This window comes from Desmonostoc muscorum LEGE 12446 (assembly GCF_015207005.2).
Classification (GTDB): domain Bacteria; phylum Cyanobacteriota; class Cyanobacteriia; order Cyanobacteriales; family Nostocaceae; genus Nostoc; species Nostoc muscorum.
The window spans coordinates 4,414,018-4,432,129 of sequence record NZ_JADEXS020000001.1; the positions used below are offsets into that span (position 1 = coordinate 4,414,018).

14 protein-coding genes are annotated in these 18,112 nt (G+C 41.4%); 10 read left to right on the top strand and 4 right to left on the bottom strand.

Annotated features, from left to right (window positions below; translation table 11 throughout):
* Positions 1–87: 87 nt before the first annotated feature.
* The 3 genes from IQ276_RS18900 to IQ276_RS18910 all read left to right on the top strand — a co-directional run bounded on the left by IQ276_RS18900 (position 88) and on the right by IQ276_RS18910 (position 1,942).
* Complete coding sequence (locus tag IQ276_RS18900) at positions 88–720, top strand: Uma2 family endonuclease (protein ID WP_193919598.1); 633 nt, start codon at positions 88–90, stop codon at positions 718–720.
* A gap of 203 nt (positions 721–923) precedes the next feature.
* Complete coding sequence (locus tag IQ276_RS18905) at positions 924–1,397, top strand: restriction endonuclease (RefSeq protein WP_309245641.1); 474 nt, start codon at positions 924–926, stop codon at positions 1,395–1,397.
* Positions 1,394–1,942 (top strand): hypothetical protein, encoded by a 549-nt coding sequence (locus IQ276_RS18910; RefSeq protein ID WP_193919599.1) that lies wholly within the window; start codon positions 1,394–1,396, stop codon positions 1,940–1,942. Before IQ276_RS18905 ends, IQ276_RS18910 begins: the two co-directional genes overlap by 4 nt.
* Positions 1,943–1,954: 12 nt before the next feature.
* On the opposite strand, the gene IQ276_RS18915 is transcribed toward IQ276_RS18910, so the two are convergent.
* On the bottom strand, positions 1,955–2,107 hold the full coding sequence (locus IQ276_RS18915) for a hypothetical protein (protein ID WP_193919600.1): 153 nt from the start codon (positions 2,105–2,107) through the stop codon (positions 1,955–1,957).
* Between the two features lie 32 nt (positions 2,108–2,139).
* Here IQ276_RS18915 and IQ276_RS18920 point away from each other — a divergent pair, with 32 nt between their 5' ends.
* The 3 genes from IQ276_RS18920 (at position 2,140) to IQ276_RS18930 (ending at position 6,682) form a co-directional block, all read left to right on the top strand.
* Entirely contained in the window at positions 2,140–3,288 is a 1,149-nt protein-coding gene (locus IQ276_RS18920; RefSeq protein WP_235115790.1) for an AAA family ATPase, read from the top strand.
* A gap of 2 nt (positions 3,289–3,290) precedes the next feature.
* Positions 3,291–3,971, top strand: a complete 681-nt coding sequence (locus IQ276_RS18925; protein WP_235115791.1) for a DUF3226 domain-containing protein — start codon at positions 3,291–3,293, stop codon at positions 3,969–3,971.
* Between the two features lie 77 nt (positions 3,972–4,048).
* Complete coding sequence (locus IQ276_RS18930) at positions 4,049–6,682, top strand: U32 family peptidase (protein ID WP_235115792.1); 2,634 nt, start codon at positions 4,049–4,051, stop codon at positions 6,680–6,682.
* Between the two features lie 146 nt (positions 6,683–6,828).
* On the opposite strand, the gene IQ276_RS18935 is transcribed toward IQ276_RS18930, so the two are convergent.
* From IQ276_RS18935 to IQ276_RS40975, 3 genes are all read right to left on the bottom strand, one after another.
* Complete coding sequence (locus IQ276_RS18935) at positions 6,829–11,988, bottom strand: WD40 domain-containing protein (RefSeq protein WP_235115793.1); 5,160 nt, start codon at positions 11,986–11,988, stop codon at positions 6,829–6,831.
* Positions 11,958–13,295 carry a P-loop NTPase fold protein gene (locus IQ276_RS18940; protein ID WP_193922250.1) on the bottom strand — a complete coding sequence of 446 codons (1,338 nt, stop codon included), beginning with the start codon at positions 13,293–13,295 and terminating at the stop codon, positions 11,958–11,960. The genes IQ276_RS18935 and IQ276_RS18940 overlap by 31 nt, the downstream gene beginning before the upstream one ends.
* 317 nt (positions 13,296–13,612) lie before the next feature.
* Entirely contained in the window at positions 13,613–13,771 is a 159-nt protein-coding gene (locus IQ276_RS40975) for a hypothetical protein (protein WP_373690624.1), read from the bottom strand.
* Positions 13,772–14,834: 1,063 nt separating this feature from the next.
* Here IQ276_RS40975 and IQ276_RS18945 point away from each other — a divergent pair.
* The 4 genes from IQ276_RS18945 (at position 14,835) to IQ276_RS18960 (ending at position 17,944) form a co-directional block, all read left to right on the top strand.
* Positions 14,835–15,440: a DUF3038 domain-containing protein gene (locus tag IQ276_RS18945; protein ID WP_190881072.1), complete on the top strand. Its 606-nt coding sequence runs from the start codon at positions 14,835–14,837 to the stop codon at positions 15,438–15,440.
* Between the two features lie 2 nt (positions 15,441–15,442).
* The gene (locus IQ276_RS18950) at positions 15,443–15,610 is read left to right on the top strand and encodes a hypothetical protein (RefSeq protein ID WP_193922248.1); all 168 of its coding nucleotides are present in this window, start codon (positions 15,443–15,445) and stop codon (positions 15,608–15,610) included.
* A gap of 89 nt (positions 15,611–15,699) precedes the next feature.
* The gene (locus IQ276_RS18955; RefSeq protein WP_235115794.1) at positions 15,700–17,319 is read left to right on the top strand and encodes a DUF4335 domain-containing protein; all 1,620 of its coding nucleotides are present in this window, start codon (positions 15,700–15,702) and stop codon (positions 17,317–17,319) included.
* A gap of 340 nt (positions 17,320–17,659) precedes the next feature.
* Entirely contained in the window at positions 17,660–17,944 is a 285-nt protein-coding gene (locus IQ276_RS18960; RefSeq protein WP_190881075.1) for a YiaA/YiaB family inner membrane protein, read from the top strand.
* Positions 17,945–18,112 lie beyond the last annotated feature (168 nt).

Genomic DNA, 18,112 nt, shown 5'->3' on the forward strand with positions numbered 1-18,112 from the left:
ATATCTCTATCTAACCACGTTAAACTGTTCAGTAAATATAGGTCACTAGACGCTCCGTATCGTTAAACATTGCTACCTGATAAAATTATGCAAATAACAAAACAGCGATACTATACCCCAGAGGAATATTTAGAGCTAGAAGAAACTGCTGAGTACAAAAGTGAATACATTGATGGGCAAATAATTCCTATGGCGGGCGGAACAGTAAATCACAATCGTATAGCTGGTAATTTCTATGCTGTGTTAAATTTCGCGTTCAGACAACAAGAATACGAAGTGTTTAACAGCGATATGCGTCTATGGATACACCAAAAGCGTATCTACACGTATCCAGATGTAACAGTAATAGTCGGTGAACCAGAATTTTTCAACAACCGTACAGATATTATTACAAACCCCCAAGTTATTGTTGAGGTTTTGTCTAAATCTACTAAAAACTACGATTCTCCTGCGCAGACGCTATGCGAACGCGAAGATAAATTTCAGGCTTACCGAACTATTTCTACCTTTCAAGAATATTTATTAATTGACCAAACTCGGATTCATGTAGAACAATTTTCCAAAACTGGAAAAAAGCAATGGGCGCTTCGTGAATATGATGAAGAAGATGAAGCGATCGCACTTGCAACCGTACCCTTTGAGATTTCTTTGCAGGATTTATATAACAAGGTAAACTTTGAGCCTGTTGAGTTGGAAGTTGATGTAGAAGAGTTGGAGTGAAAGGAGCGATCGCATTTTCTCGATAAAATACGTGTTGTCTAAGGTTCTATAGTTAACGTAAATAAAATAAATTATTCAGTATATGTTCTCAGAATACAGAGAAGCAGTACTACATTTGAAACAAAATCATGGCTACAGGTAAAGAGTATGAAGCTAAAATTGCAAACTATAACTGGGATGATTTAATCCAACTGTGGTCATAAATTGAGTCAGGTGATACTCCTGGTTGGGACGCAGGTAAAGCATTAGAGTATTTAGTTTTACGAGCCTTTGAACTGGATGGTGCTGAAGTAACCTGGCCTTATAGTGTACGAGTCGATGGATATGAATTAGAACAAATTGATGGAGTCGTTTATTCAGAAGGCTCAGCTTGTATTATAGAATGCAAAGATTCAAGTAAAAACGTTGATGTTGTACCAATTGCAAAGCTAAGAAATCAACTATTACGCAGACCAACAACAACTATCGGTAGTGTATTTAGTAGTAATGGATTTACGGAAGCTTCTAGAATTTTAGCCAGATTTATTTCACCCCAAACTATTTTGTTGTGGGGAGGACATGAAATTAGATACTCACTGTACAATAAATTTATACGTAGGTCGCTAATCAAAAAATATAGGTACTGCGTTGAGTATGCTCTTCCTGATTATGACATTACAATTGAGGATACATTATGACCCTAGCTTATATTATTACAGAAGGAAATAAAGATATAGAAATTTTAAAGCAATTGCTGCCTAAATTTGTTAGTCAAGACATTAACTTTAAATTTGTAGATGGTTCAGGGCAGTATGGAGCGCGATCATTAGCAAGTACACTTTTAGTTACTAGATCAATTCCTGTTGCTTTAGTTACTGATGCAGATACAGAAGATAATTCACTTGTTAGTGAACAATTAGATTCACTTAATTATCTACTCCGTCAAGCCTCTCCTGGCATACCTTATAAAGTGTTTCTAGCAGTTCCAGAAATAGAAATAATTTTATTGCAAGACCGCTCACTAATTGAAAAAATAGCTGAACGCAGCTTTAGTGATTTAGAGTGGCAACTGGCTCATAGTAAACCCAAAGATTTTTTAACAGCCGTTTTTGGAAAAGATACGCCATTTAATAAAATATTTAACAAAATGAATAATGATGAAATTCAAACAGTGCGACAACATCCATTGATACAAGACCTGATTAATTTTTTATCATCAGTCGCTGCTACACCTACAGTTTAAATTTATTAATTATTAATCAAAGCGATCGCCTGATTGTGTAAAATACCTTTCACCTATAATCAAATAATGATTCACAACAAAGAAAAATTTATTTTTTTGGGGTAGCGATCGCCCCTGTTTGCTAAAGTGAGAGATATTATGATTACCATTTCTAATATCAATCATTACCTTTGTGTTGTCTCCGGCTAGCTTTTATTATGTTGAAGACGATAAAAATAGAGAATTTCCGTAGTTTCCAGTCCTTCGAGCTTCAGCAGCTTGGTAGAGTCAACCTGCTCGTTGGTAAAAACAATATCGGTAAAACATCAATACTGGAAGCTATTCAACTTTTATGCTCACGGAATAATCTTGAACCACTACGTCAAACAATGACTAACCGGAGTGAATATTTTTTTGATGATGAGCGTAGTGAGCGTAGGGTAGCTCAAGAGCTTGATATCCGTCACCTTTTTTATGGTCATGAGATTGAACAGGGGAGTAAATTTTCAATCACAGGTACTAATGGCAATATTCAAGAGGAGCTTGTTGTATCAATAGAAGTACGCAAGATTTCCTCAAAAGAGCCACTTCTCCCGTCGGATGAGTTTCTAATGTCATCCGATGAGTTTCTATATGATGAAATTCCAGATGCATTAAGAGAACTGGATTTCAGTGTAAAGTGGAGTTTTGGGCGAGAAGAAGAGCCTTGGAGACTACCGCTATCAGCTAATGGCGGACTTTCTATAAATTATGTTCGCCAATTGCGTAAAAATACTAAAAATCCAGCACCAAAAATCCAATTTGTAACATCATCTTCTCTAGGAACCGAGAAGATGATTGAACTATTTGATCAGATAGTATTAACGCCTGAAGAAAAACTTGTGGAGAAGGCACTTCATAGAATAGACTCTAAAATTGAACGGATTGCTCCAGTTAGTTCTCAAAAATTAAGGTATTCCTTAGACTCACGGGGTGGCTTTTTTGTGCTTCTTTCTGAAAATAACCAGCGTGTGCCAATAGGCAGCATGGGTGATGGTATTTGGCGGATATTAGGACTTGCACTGGCTACAGTATGTGCTAAAGATGGATATTTATTCGTTGATGAAATTGATACTGGACTCCATTTCACAGCTATGTCTGATATGTGGAAACTGATTTGGGAAACAGCCAAAAGATTAAATGTGCAAGTTTTCGCAACCACTCACAATAGTGATTGTTGGACTAGTTTAGCTACTATTGCAGAGCAGGAAGATGCAATTGAGGATGGCATTAGAATTCACAGAATTGAAAAAGGAAAAGAAACAAGTGTAGTCTTCACTGAACCTCAAATTGTCATTGCTGCCGAAAGAGAAATTGAGGTACGTTAGTGATGGCAAAAGGTTACGTAGCTAAGAAACTGTTAGTAGAAGGGCAAGACGATTTAAGAGTTATACCAGAATTAATAGAAAAAAATGGAATTCCTTGGGGTGAAAAGAAAAAAGACGCGATTGTATTAATAGAAGATTGTGGAGGTTACAACAAAATTAATACAGACTTAATATCTGCTGAATTACAAGCATCAGGGCTTACCAATCTAGGCTTAATAATAGATGCAGATGAAGATTTATCCACACGTTGGATAAGCATAAGAAATGCTTGTTTGCCAAGTATACCTGACATTCCTGAACAAATACCAGAAACAGGACTTATACACGTTACAAAAAATGGAATTAAGTTTGGCATTTGGATGATGCCAGATAACCAAATGGGAGGTATGTTAGAGACTTTTTTAGCTTATATGATAAGAGATGAAGGCAAGGTTATTTGGCAATATGCTCAAGAAGTGGTAAAAGAAGCAAAAAATAAAGGAGCATTATTTAAAGATTCCTATTTTGATAAAGCTAAAATTTACAGCTGGTTAGCATGGCAAGAAGAACCAGGAAGGCAACTGCATCAAGCTATAAAGTATGAAATTCTGAATCCACAGCATCCAGAAGCACAGATATTCGTAACCTGGTTTAAAACTTTATACGATTTACAATCCTCAGATGTATTTGATAGTCAAAAATAGCGATCGCCCCCATCTCTCCCCACCATCCCCCACCAACTTAGATAAAATCACTATGGTGCTACTTAACCCTAAGTCTAATGAAAAGCGATCGCTCTCCTTCCCCACTCTCCCTTCAACGTCCCGAACTACTTGCGCCAGCAGGTAATTGGGAATGTGCTAAAGCTGCTGTAGAAAATGGGGCAGATGCGATTTACTTCGGTTTGGATCGCTTCAACGCCAGAATGCGGGCACAAAATTTCACAGAAGCAGACTTACCCAGCTTGATGACATTTCTGCATTGTCGGGGCGTGAAGGGTTATGTCACTGTAAATACACTAATCTTTCCCAAAGAACTAGCAGAAGCCCAGCAATATCTCCGCACTATTATTGCTGCGGGTGTGGATGCGGTGATTGTTCAAGATATTGGTATATGTCGCCTCATCCGTCACCTTTCGCCTGATTTTCCCATCCATGCTTCCACGCAAATGACCATTACTAGTGCGGCTGGGGTGGAGTTTGCCAAATCCCTTGGCTGTCAATTGGTGGTGCTGGCGCGTGAATGTTCTCTCAAGGAAATCAATAAAATTCAGCAGCAGATTGCCCTACAGGAAACTTCGCTACCTTTGGAAGTTTTTGTTCACGGTGCTTTGTGTGTGGCGTATTCCGGTCAGTGTTTGACAAGTGAAGCTTTAGGCGGACGTTCTGCAAACCGAGGTGAATGTGCCCAAGCTTGCCGGATGCCTTATGATTTAATGGCTGATGGGGAAATTGTAGATTTAGGCGATCGCAAATATTTACTCAGTCCTCAAGACTTAGCAGGGTTGGATGTTTTGCCAGATTTGGTGAAATCAGGCGTAACTTCTCTGAAAATTGAAGGTCGCCTGAAAGCCCCGGAGTATGTTGCTAATGTCATGCGTGTTTATCGCCAAGCTTTGGATCGGGTGATGGAGGAATTGGAAGAGGACGCGGGGACGCGGGGACGCGGGGACGCGGGGAAGGTAGTACAAAAAATTTCTGCTTCCCAAGAACACTACAATTTAGAGATGGCATTTTCGCGTGGACTCTACACAGGCTGGTTTGAGGGGATTAATAATCAGGAATTAGTTCATGCGCGTTTTGGTAAAAAACGCGGCGTTTATTTAGGTGAAGTTACTCGCATCCAGAATGAACAGATAGCCATCAAACTGGAAGCGCCTGTTAAACCGGGGGATGGAATTGTGTTTGACTGCGGTCATCCAGAGGCAAAGGAAGAAGGCGGGCGGGTGTATGGGGTGGTGTCTAAAGGTAAGGAAACTTTGCTGACCTTTGGTAGAAGTGATTTAAACTTACGTCGGGTGCATGTGGGCGATAAGCTGTGGAAAACCAGTGACCCAGAACTCGATAAGCAACTGCGTCAAAGTTTTGCAGGTGAAAACCCGCAATTTCAGCGCCCGATTGATTTAGAGGTTTATGGAGAAGTTGGTCAGCCATTGATTGCGATCGCCCGCGATCAACTTGGTAATATCGTACAGGCGGAGTCTGCAATTTCACTGGTAGAAGCCCACACCAAACCCCTAGATACAGACCGTTTACAAGAACAATTAGGTCGTCTCGGTAACACCCCCTTTTGTTTGGGAACCCTAACCAACCACCTCAGCGGTGCCATCATGCTACCCGTAAGTGAATTAAATCGGATGCGCCGAGAAATCGTGACACAGTTGGAAGAATTGCGAAGTCAACCCAAACGTTGGGAATTACGTTCTAATGTCTCCTTCCAAGACTTACTTCCCTTCCCTTCTCCCTCATCTGCGTCATCTCCCTCTCTCATCGTCTTAGTACGCAATCTCAAGCAACTGCAAGCCGCACTGCAAGCAGGTGTTGAAACACTCTACTGCGAATTTGAAGACCCCCGCGCCTACCGAGAAGCCGTACAGTTGGTACGCCAACAAGCCCAGAAAGACAACACAAACAAAGAAAAATTTCTCCCTCATCCCCCTCATCTCCCTCATCTCCCCCATCTCCCTACTCCCCATTCCCCACTCCCAACCATCTGGGTTGCGCCACCTCGAATTGCCAAACCTGGGGAAAACTGGATTTTGCAGCAAGTACGTGCCTCTGAAGCAGATGGTTATTTGGTGCGGAACTATGACCAACTGCAATTTTTCGCCCAAGACCGTTGTATCGGAGATTTTTCACTCAACGTTGCGAACCCTTTAACAGCAGACTACTTTCAGCAGCGTTTTGGTTTGGAAAGGTTGACCGCATCCTATGATTTGAATATTACTCAACTGGAAGACCTGCTTACAAGTTCCCCACCCCAGCGGTTTGAAGTGACAATCCATCAACATATGCCAATGTTCCACATGGAACACTGTGTATTTTGTGCTTTCCTCTCTCAAGGAACAGACTACACCAACTGTGGACGACCTTGCGAAAAGCATGAAGTGAAATTAAAAGACCGCGTTGGTAGCGAACACGTCCTCAAAGCAGATATCGGTTGCCGCAATACTGTATTTAATGGCACTGCTCAAACTGGAGCCGAATACGTGCAGCGTCTCATGGAATTGGGATTACGTCACTTTCGCATCGAATTTGTCAATGAAACACCAGAGCAAGTGAGTAAAACAATACATTGCTACAGCCAATTATTGCAAGGTAAGATTACAGGTTCCCAACTGTGGCGAGAGTTGAAACTGCAAAATCAGTTGGGTGTGACTCGTGGCCCTATGGGAGTGTCAGGACTGCGGTCATAAATAATTTTCAAGAAATTCCTCTTTAATCTCTTGCCTCCGTGTCCTTTGTGCCTCTGCGGTTCGATAAATTACTTTTAAACCACAGAGGCACAGAGAGCGCAGAGAGAAAAAAAGAGATTTTACCAGTCACCTTGAAAGGGATAATTTCACCCACCAGAACACAAGGCGCGTTCACTTTTCATCACTTTCTGATTAGTCTGCAAATAATCATGCAGCAAATCGCAACCCCGTGTCAGTAATTTCTCCAGTTTAATATCTGCCAAATCCTGGAAAATCACCGTACCACTGGCACTTCCCACAGCTAAAGTCTTGCCATCAGGGCTAAAACTGATGCTCGTTAACTCATCTTTATAACCTTTCAAAGCAATCAACAATGTGCCATCGCGGTTCCAAATCCTCACTTTGTCGTCACTAGAGGCTGCCAAAGTCTTACCATCTGGACTAAAACTGACACTAATAAAACTATCCCCATCCCCAGCAAGATTACTTAGCAACTCACCGATTCGATTCCAAATCTTTACTGTACTATCAATACTAACCGAGGCAAGAAATTGACTATCAGGTGACCAAGTTACCCCATTTACCCGCCTGCTATGACCAGTTAATGTCTGTAGCAATTTACCATCTTTACTCCAGATTTTCACTGTTTTGTCATCGCTGGCTGAGGCTAGCAGAGTGCCATCAGGACTAAAACTTACCCAATTCACTGCATCTTGATGTTCCTGCAACGTGTTAAGGAGTATACCGTTGCGACTCCAAAGCTTAACTGATTTATCTTTACTCGCTGAGGCAATTACTTGACCATCAGGTGACCAAGCTACACCCAGTACTGTATTATTATGACCCTGTAAGATGTGGAGCAATTTACCACCCCGACTCCACAATTTTACTGTTTTGTCTTTACTCGCTGAGGCAATTACTTTACCATCTGGACTAAAACTAACTCCCCAAACTTGACTCTGATGCCCAGTGAAAGTACGGAGTATCTTACCCTCTCGATTGAAAAGTTTTACAGTTTTGTCTCGACTTGCTGCGGCTAAAGTGCGACCTCCAGGGCTAAAACTGATACTCGTCACCCAATCATCGTTATCGGCTTTGGGTTTTCGCAGCAGCACATCATCCCAACGCCAGAGTTTAATAGTTTTGTCCCGACTCGCAGAAGCAACGGTGCGACCGTCTGGGCTAAAACTAACGCTATTCACCCAATTATTATGTCCCTTCAGGGTGCCAAGCAACACACCTTGGGAACTCCAAAGTTTCAGGGTTTCGTCGGTACTTGCGGAAGCGATGGTGTTACCATCGGGGCTAAAACTGACGCTGGTAACTCCAGCACTATGTCCTGATAAGATTCTCAGTAACTTACCTTCTAAACTCCACAATTTGATAGTCTGGTCTAAACTAGCGGAAGCAATTGTTTTACCATCGGGTGACCAAGCTACACTCAAGACTGCATCATTATGACCTGGAAAGGTTTTCAGCAACTCACCATCTCGATTCCAAAGTTTGATGGTGTTGTCAGCACTCCCGGAAGCAATGTTTTGTCCATCGGGTGACCAAGCAATACTCAAAACTGCACTGCGATGTCCGTCTAAGGTTTTGAGTAATTTACCGTCCTGAGTCCAAAGTTTTATCGTTTTGTCTGTACTCGCCGAAGCAATAAGTTGACCATCGGGGCTGAAACTAACACTATTCACCACAGCTTGATGTCCTAATAGAGTCGCAAGCTGTTGACCCTGCTGGTTCCACAGTTTCACTCTCTTATCTTGACTGGCGGAAGCAATAATTTGACTATCGGGGCTAAAACTGATGCTATTGACTACATCTTCATGTCCCGACAAGGTTTTGACCAAGCTACCATCAAGACGCCAGAGTTTAATTGTAGTGTCTGCACTGGCTGAAGCAATTAAAGAACTATTGCGGCTAAATATAACACTATTTACCCCAGATATATGCCCGTCGAAACGATTATATTCTCTCACCCCAGAAACCGCTTGATAAAGAGCCGTCAGCACTTGTTCTTTTGTATTGGAATCTACCCAGATTGTTTGTTGTAATTTTTTCCCTGCTTTTAAACCTTCCTTTAAAGCATCAATACCTTTTTGCGAGGCAAATAAAGCTTCACTGGATACACTCAAGGTTTTAATTTCGCTATCTATTGCTGTAACTATGGAAACACTTAACCCAAATATCGCCAGCACAGAAGCAGTCAAGGCTATTTTCAGCGAACGATTTAATTTAGCTTCACTGACTCTTTGTTTTTCTTGGCTTTCTGCTAGTTTAGCTGTTAATTCTTTTTCTTTAAGTTCAGCTCGCAATTGCTCAATTTCTAATTGACTTAATTCTTCCCGCTTTTGTAATTCCCGCAATTCTGTTAAGAAGCCCAATCCCTGTTGGGGATGAGTATCTATCAATTTGGTTCGCTGCTTTTTTTGGCTCAATTCGCTTTTAAGTCGCTCAATTTCAGCTTGACTTTGTTCTACTTTTTGACGTAGCTGGTTGAGTTGTACTTGTAAGCTTGATTCCTGTTGTTGCAAGTGGCGAATTAAGTCTACTAAATAATCGTGAATTAGTTGATAGCGTTCTGGCACATCGGGAAAAATAACCACTAACCCAGAGCGGACTAAAATATCTAAGACTAACTCTAATTTGCTAGCATCTTCTAACTCTGTTAACTGCGCGGCTAATTCAGCACGAGTTTTAAAAGGTCGGTTGTTGCTTTCATCTGTTAATAAATATAAAACTAGTAAAGCTGCTCGTTCGTTTTCCGTGCCGCAATCTTTTATTAGTTCCTTAATATATCGTTCAATGAGTTTGTTGGGTCTATACGGCTGATATTCTTCTAAGGTAGTAATTCGCTCATCTTGAATTTGCGATCCTACAACTTGCAATTCAATGGGGCGTACTTCTCCAAATTCTGTGGATAAATCTTCAATTAAGGCATCAATTAACGCAGGTTCTAGGTGAAATTGAGAACGCTCGGTTAACTTTTTGATAATAGCTTTTGCATATTCTGGGGAAAAATTATTTAACTGGTAGCGGATATTTTTATCCAGAATATTGTTGTTAATCGCTTCCAGTGCTGAGAGATGTTTAAAGTCTAATAAACGATGTAAATAATCTTCTCGCAAAGAAAGAATAACTTTGACAAAAGGTATCTGGAGACAATCGCTAATAAATTTATCAAATGCTTGCTTTTGATGGCGATCGCTATATCCAAAGAAAAATTCTTCAAACTGGTCAAAAATTAAAACTGTGATTAAATGATTATCAGCATTTTTTTGTAATTGTTGTACAATATTGACGACAGTGCTAGGTGTAACAGAGTCCGGTAAAACCTCTGCTTCAATAGTTTCTTCTACCTTAATTTGAGACATCGCCTCACTTAAAGATTTGCCTAATTCCCTAGCCCAATCTGTATAAACTTGCAGCACCACAGGCACAGCAATTTGATCGCCAATAGCTCGATTTTGCAATGCTGGAACTAAACCCGCAGTTACCGTAGAACTCTTACCCACTCCTGATTGACCATGAATTACCGTCAACTTTTGGTCAGCGCGGCTAATTCTGCCAATTAAATTATTAATATCTCGTTCTCGACCAGAAGCTGCAATTTCTAAAGCAACACTGCTACTTCCAGCAGGTGACATTAATGCTGGGTTTGTCGCCTGTCTTTGGGGTTGCAAGCGTCCGGCACCGATAAAAGCCCGAAAACCATACTGCTGCTCAACAGAACGGCGTTTCTGACGAATGTAATAAGCTTCCAAATATCGCCCTTCTTCAAAATAAAGCGATCGCAATGTCCGCAACAGACGAATATAACGATGGGCATCATATTGATGAGCGCTGTATTCTAACGCTGCTGGTAGTTCTTTTGTCGCCTTTTCTAAATATTCACGGGCGACTTCTTGCTCACCTAAATTACGCTGTGCTTTCGCTAAGATTAAATAGTAAATTTGTGCTAATAATAAGGGAAATAAACAGTTATAAGGGTCATTCTGCTTTTGCGCCTCACCTAATTTCAGCAGTGACACATGTGCTAAGATACTCGCCTGTACCCAACGTGATTCCTGCACAGCTGCTTGTGCAAGAAAGCCGTAGTCAGAAGCAAGTTGGATTTGACTACCATAAATTTGATGCAACTCCAAAGACTTTTGAGCAACAATTTGCAATTGTTCCCACTCTTGGAGATTTTGCAAAACTTCAGCGAGTTGATTAATAAATTCAGCAACTATATCTAGACATCCAGCTATCTGCAAAATATTCAAACATTGCTGAAAATAAGATTTTGCTGCTAACCAATGACGGCGATTTTCTGCTTGATTTTGCTCAGCTAAACGACAACAACACAGCCCAATATAAAACAGCAAAACTCCCTGTCGCAGAAGTAGAGGAGATGGGGGAGAGGGGGGAGATGGGGAAGAAAAGGGAGATGAGGAAGTAGGGGGAGATGAGGGAGATGAGGAAGTAGGGGGAGATGAGGGAGCAATATTGTTTTTATCTCCCTCATCCCCCTCATCCCCACTCTCCACCAACTTTTCCCAAATCTGCAAGCTTTTTTGAAAATGATTTAAAGCTAGATTAATGCGATCGCTAACATAATTATCTAACCCAAAAACAAATTCTAGACTAGCGTGCAATTCCGGTTCTAAGGTAATGCCACGATTTTGTAATTCTCTAATGGCAAAGTGCAGTTCATAGTTATGTTCCCAGACTTGCTCTAGGGTAGAATAATTTTCCGTAAATTTAGGTGCTTGGGGTTGTGCAGTGTTCTTGGGCAATACTCTGGCAAACAAAGCATCAGTTTCTTGTTGGAGAAATTCCAGCAACGAGCGAGTTGTCATTTCAAATTCAATCGGTGTCGCCGCCCAACTCGCAAAATCTGGTGCTAAACGTACCACTTTTTGCAAAACTTCATCATTCATCCACACAATTATCGGAAATGGATGGCGTTTGCGAAATTCATCACGAATATGATTAATAGATCTGAGGAAATCATCAAGTTCATCCACGGACTCTAAACCCAAAATCATCAATGCCGATGGGGGTTGATCGCGAGTAACTAACTGTAAATGAATAGTTGTGTAAAGACTTCTGGCGTTGTGGGGTAAAACTACTTTTTGAATGTGGTATAATCCTGAAGAACTTTCTTCGAGTCGTTGCAACATTTCCTCTTGCAAAACTCGATAATTGCAGGATACTAAAACTAGGGAAAATTGACCGTTAGAAAGTGCGATCGCTCTCCCTAAACTCCGCAGTGCCCGCTCGTTATTTGCTCTTATATCTGCTTTTGGGTGTCGTTCAACCATGATTTAAATTTTTGCGTTTCTGCTAAAACTGGGTTGACGGCAAACCAAGCCCCTTCCCGATCGCGGTATTCAAATACAAATAAACTCCGCAATAGGGTGTGATACTCAATATCACCTCTGACCCTCTGTTGTTGCACCACCTGAAAGATGAGTTCCCACTCATGGGGGTCAATGGCGTTGGCTCGGTAATCTCGCTGTCTTTGAATCACCAATTCGACACACTCCCGCTCGAAGGGTGGATCTTGTTCCCGCAAACAATCAAACAACAACCCCAGCAAGTCGCGCACATGACCACCACTAATCAGACACAACCGATCTAAGGTTTCCAAATTATCAAACACTTCTGTAATTAAGCCTAACCGATCGCTAGGTAAAATGTCGGGAAAAGCTCTCGCTAGCACCATTTGTCGCATCATTGCTAGCCCTTGGGGGAAAATCTCTCCAGTACGTAATCGCACTGGTATCATCGGTAACACTTTTGGTGCTACTCCTCCCCCCAAACGATGCTGAAGTTCGGCGCTATCGTTGGAGAAAGTCAAAGCTAAAGGAATAGTATAGACGACATGACAATTTAGTTTGCGTAACTGTTCGCCCCGTTGAATAAACAAGTATTCTGGTAGCGATCGCCCTGATGGTAAAGGTCGAATTGCCACTCTATCCAAATTATCAACAATTACTACCAGTCCTCTTTTGCCTCTGGTTTTGAGTTCTTTGTTGGCACGTTCTAATAGTTCTTGATTAATTGACTGTAAAATATTTGCCGTTCGCGGTTCTAGATAATCTCTTAACCGCCGTCGCAATTGGGGGCTTTCTTTGGTTTTAGCCGTAATTTTGCCAATCCCCACAGATAACTCGGCTTCAACTCCCAGTTCAATTGGTGTTTGCAAAAAATCGACAATTTCGCCAAACAATTTGGTAAAATAGGCAGGTTTGAGCCTGATTTTCATCGCTTCTAGGCTTTCACTTACCTGACCAGCGATCGCCAATAAAACATCAGTCACATCCACATCTGCCATTTCTAAGACATGGGTAGACTCAAAGTAAACCACATGAAATTGCTGCACTTCTAACTCAGCTTTCAGGCGCAACAATTCCGTTGATTTTCCACAGCCGAGATGTCCCGTAAATAGCTGACAAGTTGGTGAATCTGGCGATATGCGAGTGATGGTACGCTGTAAAGCTTCAATGATTTTGCCACCCCGCACCACCGCAAAATCGATATAATATCGGCGATCGCTTGCATCTCCTATCATTAGAGGTCTACTTGGATTGCAAGCCTGATAAAATCTTTCTAAATCTAGGAGCATAACTAACCGAGTTCATTCACGAATAGGGATGACAAAATTTATATTGGGCAATTTATCTCTTAATTTAAGTAAATCTCACTTAAATTACTAACTAAGTTAGCAATATTCCGGATGATTTTTCATATATACGTTTTATATAGCACACCGCAATGCTAACATTTGATTTTAACTAAGCAGAAATACTGCTATAAGTACAAATAGCAAAAAGCTCTAATACTAAATAAGCTATTCTTATCAATATTAAAAATATTCAACACAAAAAAAGGTACTGTTAAGTACAATCTGTCTGTTCGCTTATTTTGAAATGACAAAAGGAATTAAAAAAGTAAGCAAGTAATAATCATGCCTTCGTAGGGGCGGGCTGGTCTAAAAGTTTGCTGACATTGTGCCGTAGTAATATCCCAAAAGTTGATTGTTTCATCCCAGCTACCACTCAGGAAAGTTTGAGCATCTGGGCTAAGACTCAGCGACCACACCCAATTGAAATTAGGACTTACGCATTGACACAAAATACAAAATATGTATTTTGGGAAAAACCAGATATGTCGTAGAGAACACTGCTATGCCCTCCATAGCGCTAGGGCTGTTTCATTGCCCAAAGAGCTTTAAAAATCAAGGGTTCTAGCAATTAAAAATTGGTTATTTCGTTATAGCGGTTCCCATTCAGATGCGGTACAACATTATATCCCCAGGTGTAGGGGCACGGCAGTGCCGTGCCCCTACAGGTGTATCTCAGTAGGTCGGGAAACGCTATACCAGCGTGCCCAGAAAATGAACTATTTTACTGATATTTCAATGTTTAAATGTTCATCTCATCGTCACCCTGACTTACAATTTTCTCGCTAACCATCTTGACAAATCCTGTTTGAAATGGAATGAAACAGCCCTGCGGATTTATCCGTGGGGAATGCGTTACAAGCCTGACCTTGATAAATAAAAGAGAAACATTGCTGCAACCAATGCCGTAGTGATTATTTATGCATCACTCATCTGTCGGCGAATATCTTCACAGTGTCCAATCGCTTTCGACAAGGTGTCGATGATAGCATAGATCCCAACTGTTTAATTTAAGATCAGACCTATCCGAATTTTCTGACTGGAGGGAATTTTATTGCGTGGCTGCCTGCGATCGCACTCCCACCTACTTAGCAGCTTAGGTTAATAATACTCAATGGAGTTTCTTGCTGCGATCGCCCTAACCAAAGAATCAACATTTCAAAGTTCGTCTTGGTCAACTAATGGTTGTTGTCGCATAATTGCCCAGTGGTGATTAGCGATTAGCTGTTTTTAACATTATCTATTTATACTTTTGTACTGAGCTAGTAGCAAAAATCGGGTAAACCTTAACTAGGATTAATAATTTTCTACTTTGTAGAAAATTAATTTTCATCTAGAGTAGGACAAAGATACCTGCTGTTGACCACATAAACAAAAGCTAGATCAAGCCTCTGGCTTCTAGCTATAGGAAACCAACTTTAATTATTGAGAGTCTGGTTTCAAAATGGGTAACAGCACCATTCCCCATCAGCTTGATCACCTATGCTAAAAGTTATGCACTCGGCCACCAACTCAGCCACTCCAAATGCCCAGTGGGAGGATTTAATCAAGCTTCCAGCCCCAAACACAGTCCAATGGGAAAATATCAAAACCCAATTAGATTTGGTGCTGTTGGCGCTAGAAACCTTAACTGGGATTGGTTCTGAGGCTATGCTTTCGGCGGCAACTGATTTGAATTTAGAGTCAAGAGTGCCAGACCGCGTAGCTTTATGGCGACTACGCCAATCAAATCCCCTACGCAAAGGTCAAGGAGGGCGAAAAAAGCTAGATGTAGAAGAAGCGCGATCGCTTGTTCTTATCACCTGCTACCTAGCCAAACAGCACCAGGAATTAATTCGCCGTGCTGTTGGCTTGTTAGAACAAATGGCAGAAAGTAACCGGGAACCTCACCAGGCTGCTTTACTTGGAGATTATATTGATGCTTTTTGCAACACCTACCAAGAGCGGATGGAAGAGGACGAGCAAATCTCAACGGATTTACTTACCAACCTGGCACTAAAACTGCTTGTAGATTTACTTTTTTACAGTGCCCCTGGCGGGCATCGCCGTCTTTGGCTAGCACTTATAGACCGTTCTACAAAATTTTAAATTTGACATTTGAGATTCCTCAACCACAATTCGCCGATGTAAGTTTGCTAGGTCAAGAAACCCTTTTGACGATCGCTAGCCCTTGGGCAATGCCCTATCAACATTGGTTCTTCCTTGCACATCAGTTTGCACAAACAAAAGAATCTTCTACAGTTCTGAGTTGCAACTGACTCAACTTTTATCTCCGACACGCTACGCGTAGCTTGCTTCGACTTAGGAGTACGCAAAATCCCAAATAGTCTTCCTCGCAGTTCCTGCCATGCCTCTATCAAATACTGTGATTCGTCGCTACACACCCCCTACTTGTACGCTAGAAGTATTCGCCCAAAGCTCACCTTTGTCGCGGTGGATGGGGAAAACTGTCCTTAAGCAGCTCAGCTTTGAGCTACGTTTTGACGATCCCCGACTACCAGAAGAACACAAATTTCCCATTCGGGGCGATCGCAACCAACTGGAAGCTTTGTGTGATGCAGTCACCAGCTATGTACAACAATTCCTCCAACAGTCTCCAGAAAGCTTTTGGGTCAGTTTCTCAGGTACCCAACAGTCAAACACAGCGCTGGATGAGCCAGAATTAGAACTATCAACAAAAACATTAAATTCTTTTAATACCCAACTTCCAGGGGCAAATATACATTTAGAACCCAGCAGCTATTTAACTCACAATCTATTTCTCGGTTCTCTCGCCAACCAAACATCTGGTCCAGTGATTCAACTGAGTTTGTTGCAACTATTCGATTTGGCAACGGCTTTAGATGAATACTCAACCGATGTTATAGCACTACCAACTCTCAACAGTAGGAGTTCAGATATGAGCTTCCCCGCTTGGGCACCTATTGCCGCAGTATTAGTATTAGGCGTCGGCTTTTTACCAGTTACCTGGCAATATGCCAACAACATCAGGCAAAAACAACAGCAGACAGCCAAAACAGCAGATTCAACAGAGGTAAAGACTGCGCTACAACCTTCACCCTCTTTAACCTTTCCCACACCCCAACCCGGACTCACCACCCCAGCAGATAATTTGCTCGGTTCTACTCCTCCACCCCCAGCATCTAGTTTGCCCCAAACACCTCTAAAATCAACTGGTTCCAGTTTGTCTACGGCACCATCTGTATTGCCAAATAATGCACTGGCCATACCTCCCATACCTCAGGGGACGACAGCAACTGCACCCAAGAATTCAGCCATCGCACCATCCAGTAAAATCCCCGGACAGGAAATCGCCATACTACCAAATCTGGGACAAAATCTCACAGCCTCAAATCCCCAAGCTGATGCTCTCCCTAAAAGGCGGAATTTACCCTCCAATCTATCTTCTACCACACCCAAGTTCTCACCCAACACCTCGCCAATAGTCCCCCCGTCTCTTGACACCATACCCAATAATCCCCGTGTCAATACTTCCACCCAAGCTTCCCCATTAACATCACAACAACTGGACGAAACAATCAGTGCCCTAGAGGCAAATTCTGCAAGAAATAAACCCTCCTCGCAACTGCCTTCCTCTGGGACTGCTAATAGTAATCCATTTATCGATCAATTAGGAGACGGAGGCAAAACCCCTACATCCAGAGAAGTGGCAACAGGCACATTATTTGATACACCTCAAGTAGCAGAAGCCAGACAATACCTCACAAAGCGCTGGCAACCACCTGCGGGATTGGGACAAACATTAGAATACAGTTTGCTAGTCAGTGTTGACGGCACAGTTGAACGAATTTTGCCTCTGAATAAAGCAGCCAGAGAATACGTTGATAGCGCTGGAATGCCGGAAGTTGGTCAACCTTTTGTTTCCGCCAATAGACGCGGACAAAACGTCAGAATTCGAGTTGTTCTCAGTCCTGATGGCAAGGTACAGACTTTTCCAGATGAATAAGTAAACTCATTCCTTTGTTGACACTTCTATAACTGGTACAAACTTTGTGCCAGTTTTTATTTGCTCCAATTGCTCTGAAGCTAGGCTTTTTGAGTCCAGTTAGCAAACTGGTCTGACTATTGATAGCAGTAAAACTACCAATGAATACAATTATTTTTAACAGCAATTAACCGAAATAAGACTGAAAATACAGGTCTTAAAACTCACATAAATATGAGTTGATGGAACCTAACCCAAACCTCTTTTCTATAAAGAAAGAGACAAAAAATCTACTCCATAATTAATTGGAGAATTCTTTTTCAAAAATTAGTATTAATTACTCACGAAAAAGGTAGGAAATATGCAATCAGTTGGTAATCAAAAAGACAGTCAAGCTTGGATTATTCAAACATGGGCAGCTTTTGTGTTTTCTATTTCTATGACTACTTTTGGCATTGTGAATTTACCTGTAGATAGCTGGGTAAAAGGCTTTATGGGTATGGGTTTAGCTTTTTCTGTTGGCTCAACTTTTACTTTAGCAAAAACCACTAGAGACCTGCATGAAACTAGAAAATTAACCGCTAGAATCGACGAAGCAAAAGTAGAAAAATTGCTTTCACAACACGATCCTCTCAATTTCAAATAAAGGCAACCAAAGAAATTTTAGATTTTGGATTAAAAAGCTTTTATCAAAAAGCTGTTTCAGGAATATCAAACAACAGCATCCATTCCAATTTCTTTTTAATTCAGAATTCAGGAGTCAGAATTCTGAATTATAGCGTTTTCCCACAAGTGTGAGATACACCTGTAGGGG

Coding starts and splice junctions, on each gene's coding strand:
- IQ276_RS18955 (WP_235115794.1), top strand. CDS start 15,700: ATGCCTCTATCAAATACTGTGATTCGTCGCTACACACCCCCTACTTGT.
- IQ276_RS18900 (WP_193919598.1), top strand. CDS start 88: ATGCAAATAACAAAACAGCGATACTATACCCCAGAGGAATATTTAGAG.
- IQ276_RS18930 (WP_235115792.1), top strand. CDS start 4,049: ATGAAAAGCGATCGCTCTCCTTCCCCACTCTCCCTTCAACGTCCCGAA.
- IQ276_RS18960 (WP_190881075.1), top strand. CDS start 17,660: ATGCAATCAGTTGGTAATCAAAAAGACAGTCAAGCTTGGATTATTCAA.
- IQ276_RS18915 (WP_193919600.1), bottom strand. CDS start 2,107: ATGATTGATATTAGAAATGGTAATCATAATATCTCTCACTTTAGCAAA.
- IQ276_RS18920 (WP_235115790.1), top strand. CDS start 2,140: ATGTTGAAGACGATAAAAATAGAGAATTTCCGTAGTTTCCAGTCCTTC.
- IQ276_RS18925 (WP_235115791.1), top strand. CDS start 3,291: ATGGCAAAAGGTTACGTAGCTAAGAAACTGTTAGTAGAAGGGCAAGAC.
- IQ276_RS18935 (WP_235115793.1), bottom strand. CDS start 11,988: ATGGTTGAACGACACCCAAAAGCAGATATAAGAGCAAATAACGAGCGG.
- IQ276_RS18910 (WP_193919599.1), top strand. CDS start 1,394: ATGACCCTAGCTTATATTATTACAGAAGGAAATAAAGATATAGAAATT.
- IQ276_RS18945 (WP_190881072.1), top strand. CDS start 14,835: ATGCTAAAAGTTATGCACTCGGCCACCAACTCAGCCACTCCAAATGCC.
- IQ276_RS18940 (WP_193922250.1), bottom strand. CDS start 13,295: ATGCTCCTAGATTTAGAAAGATTTTATCAGGCTTGCAATCCAAGTAGA.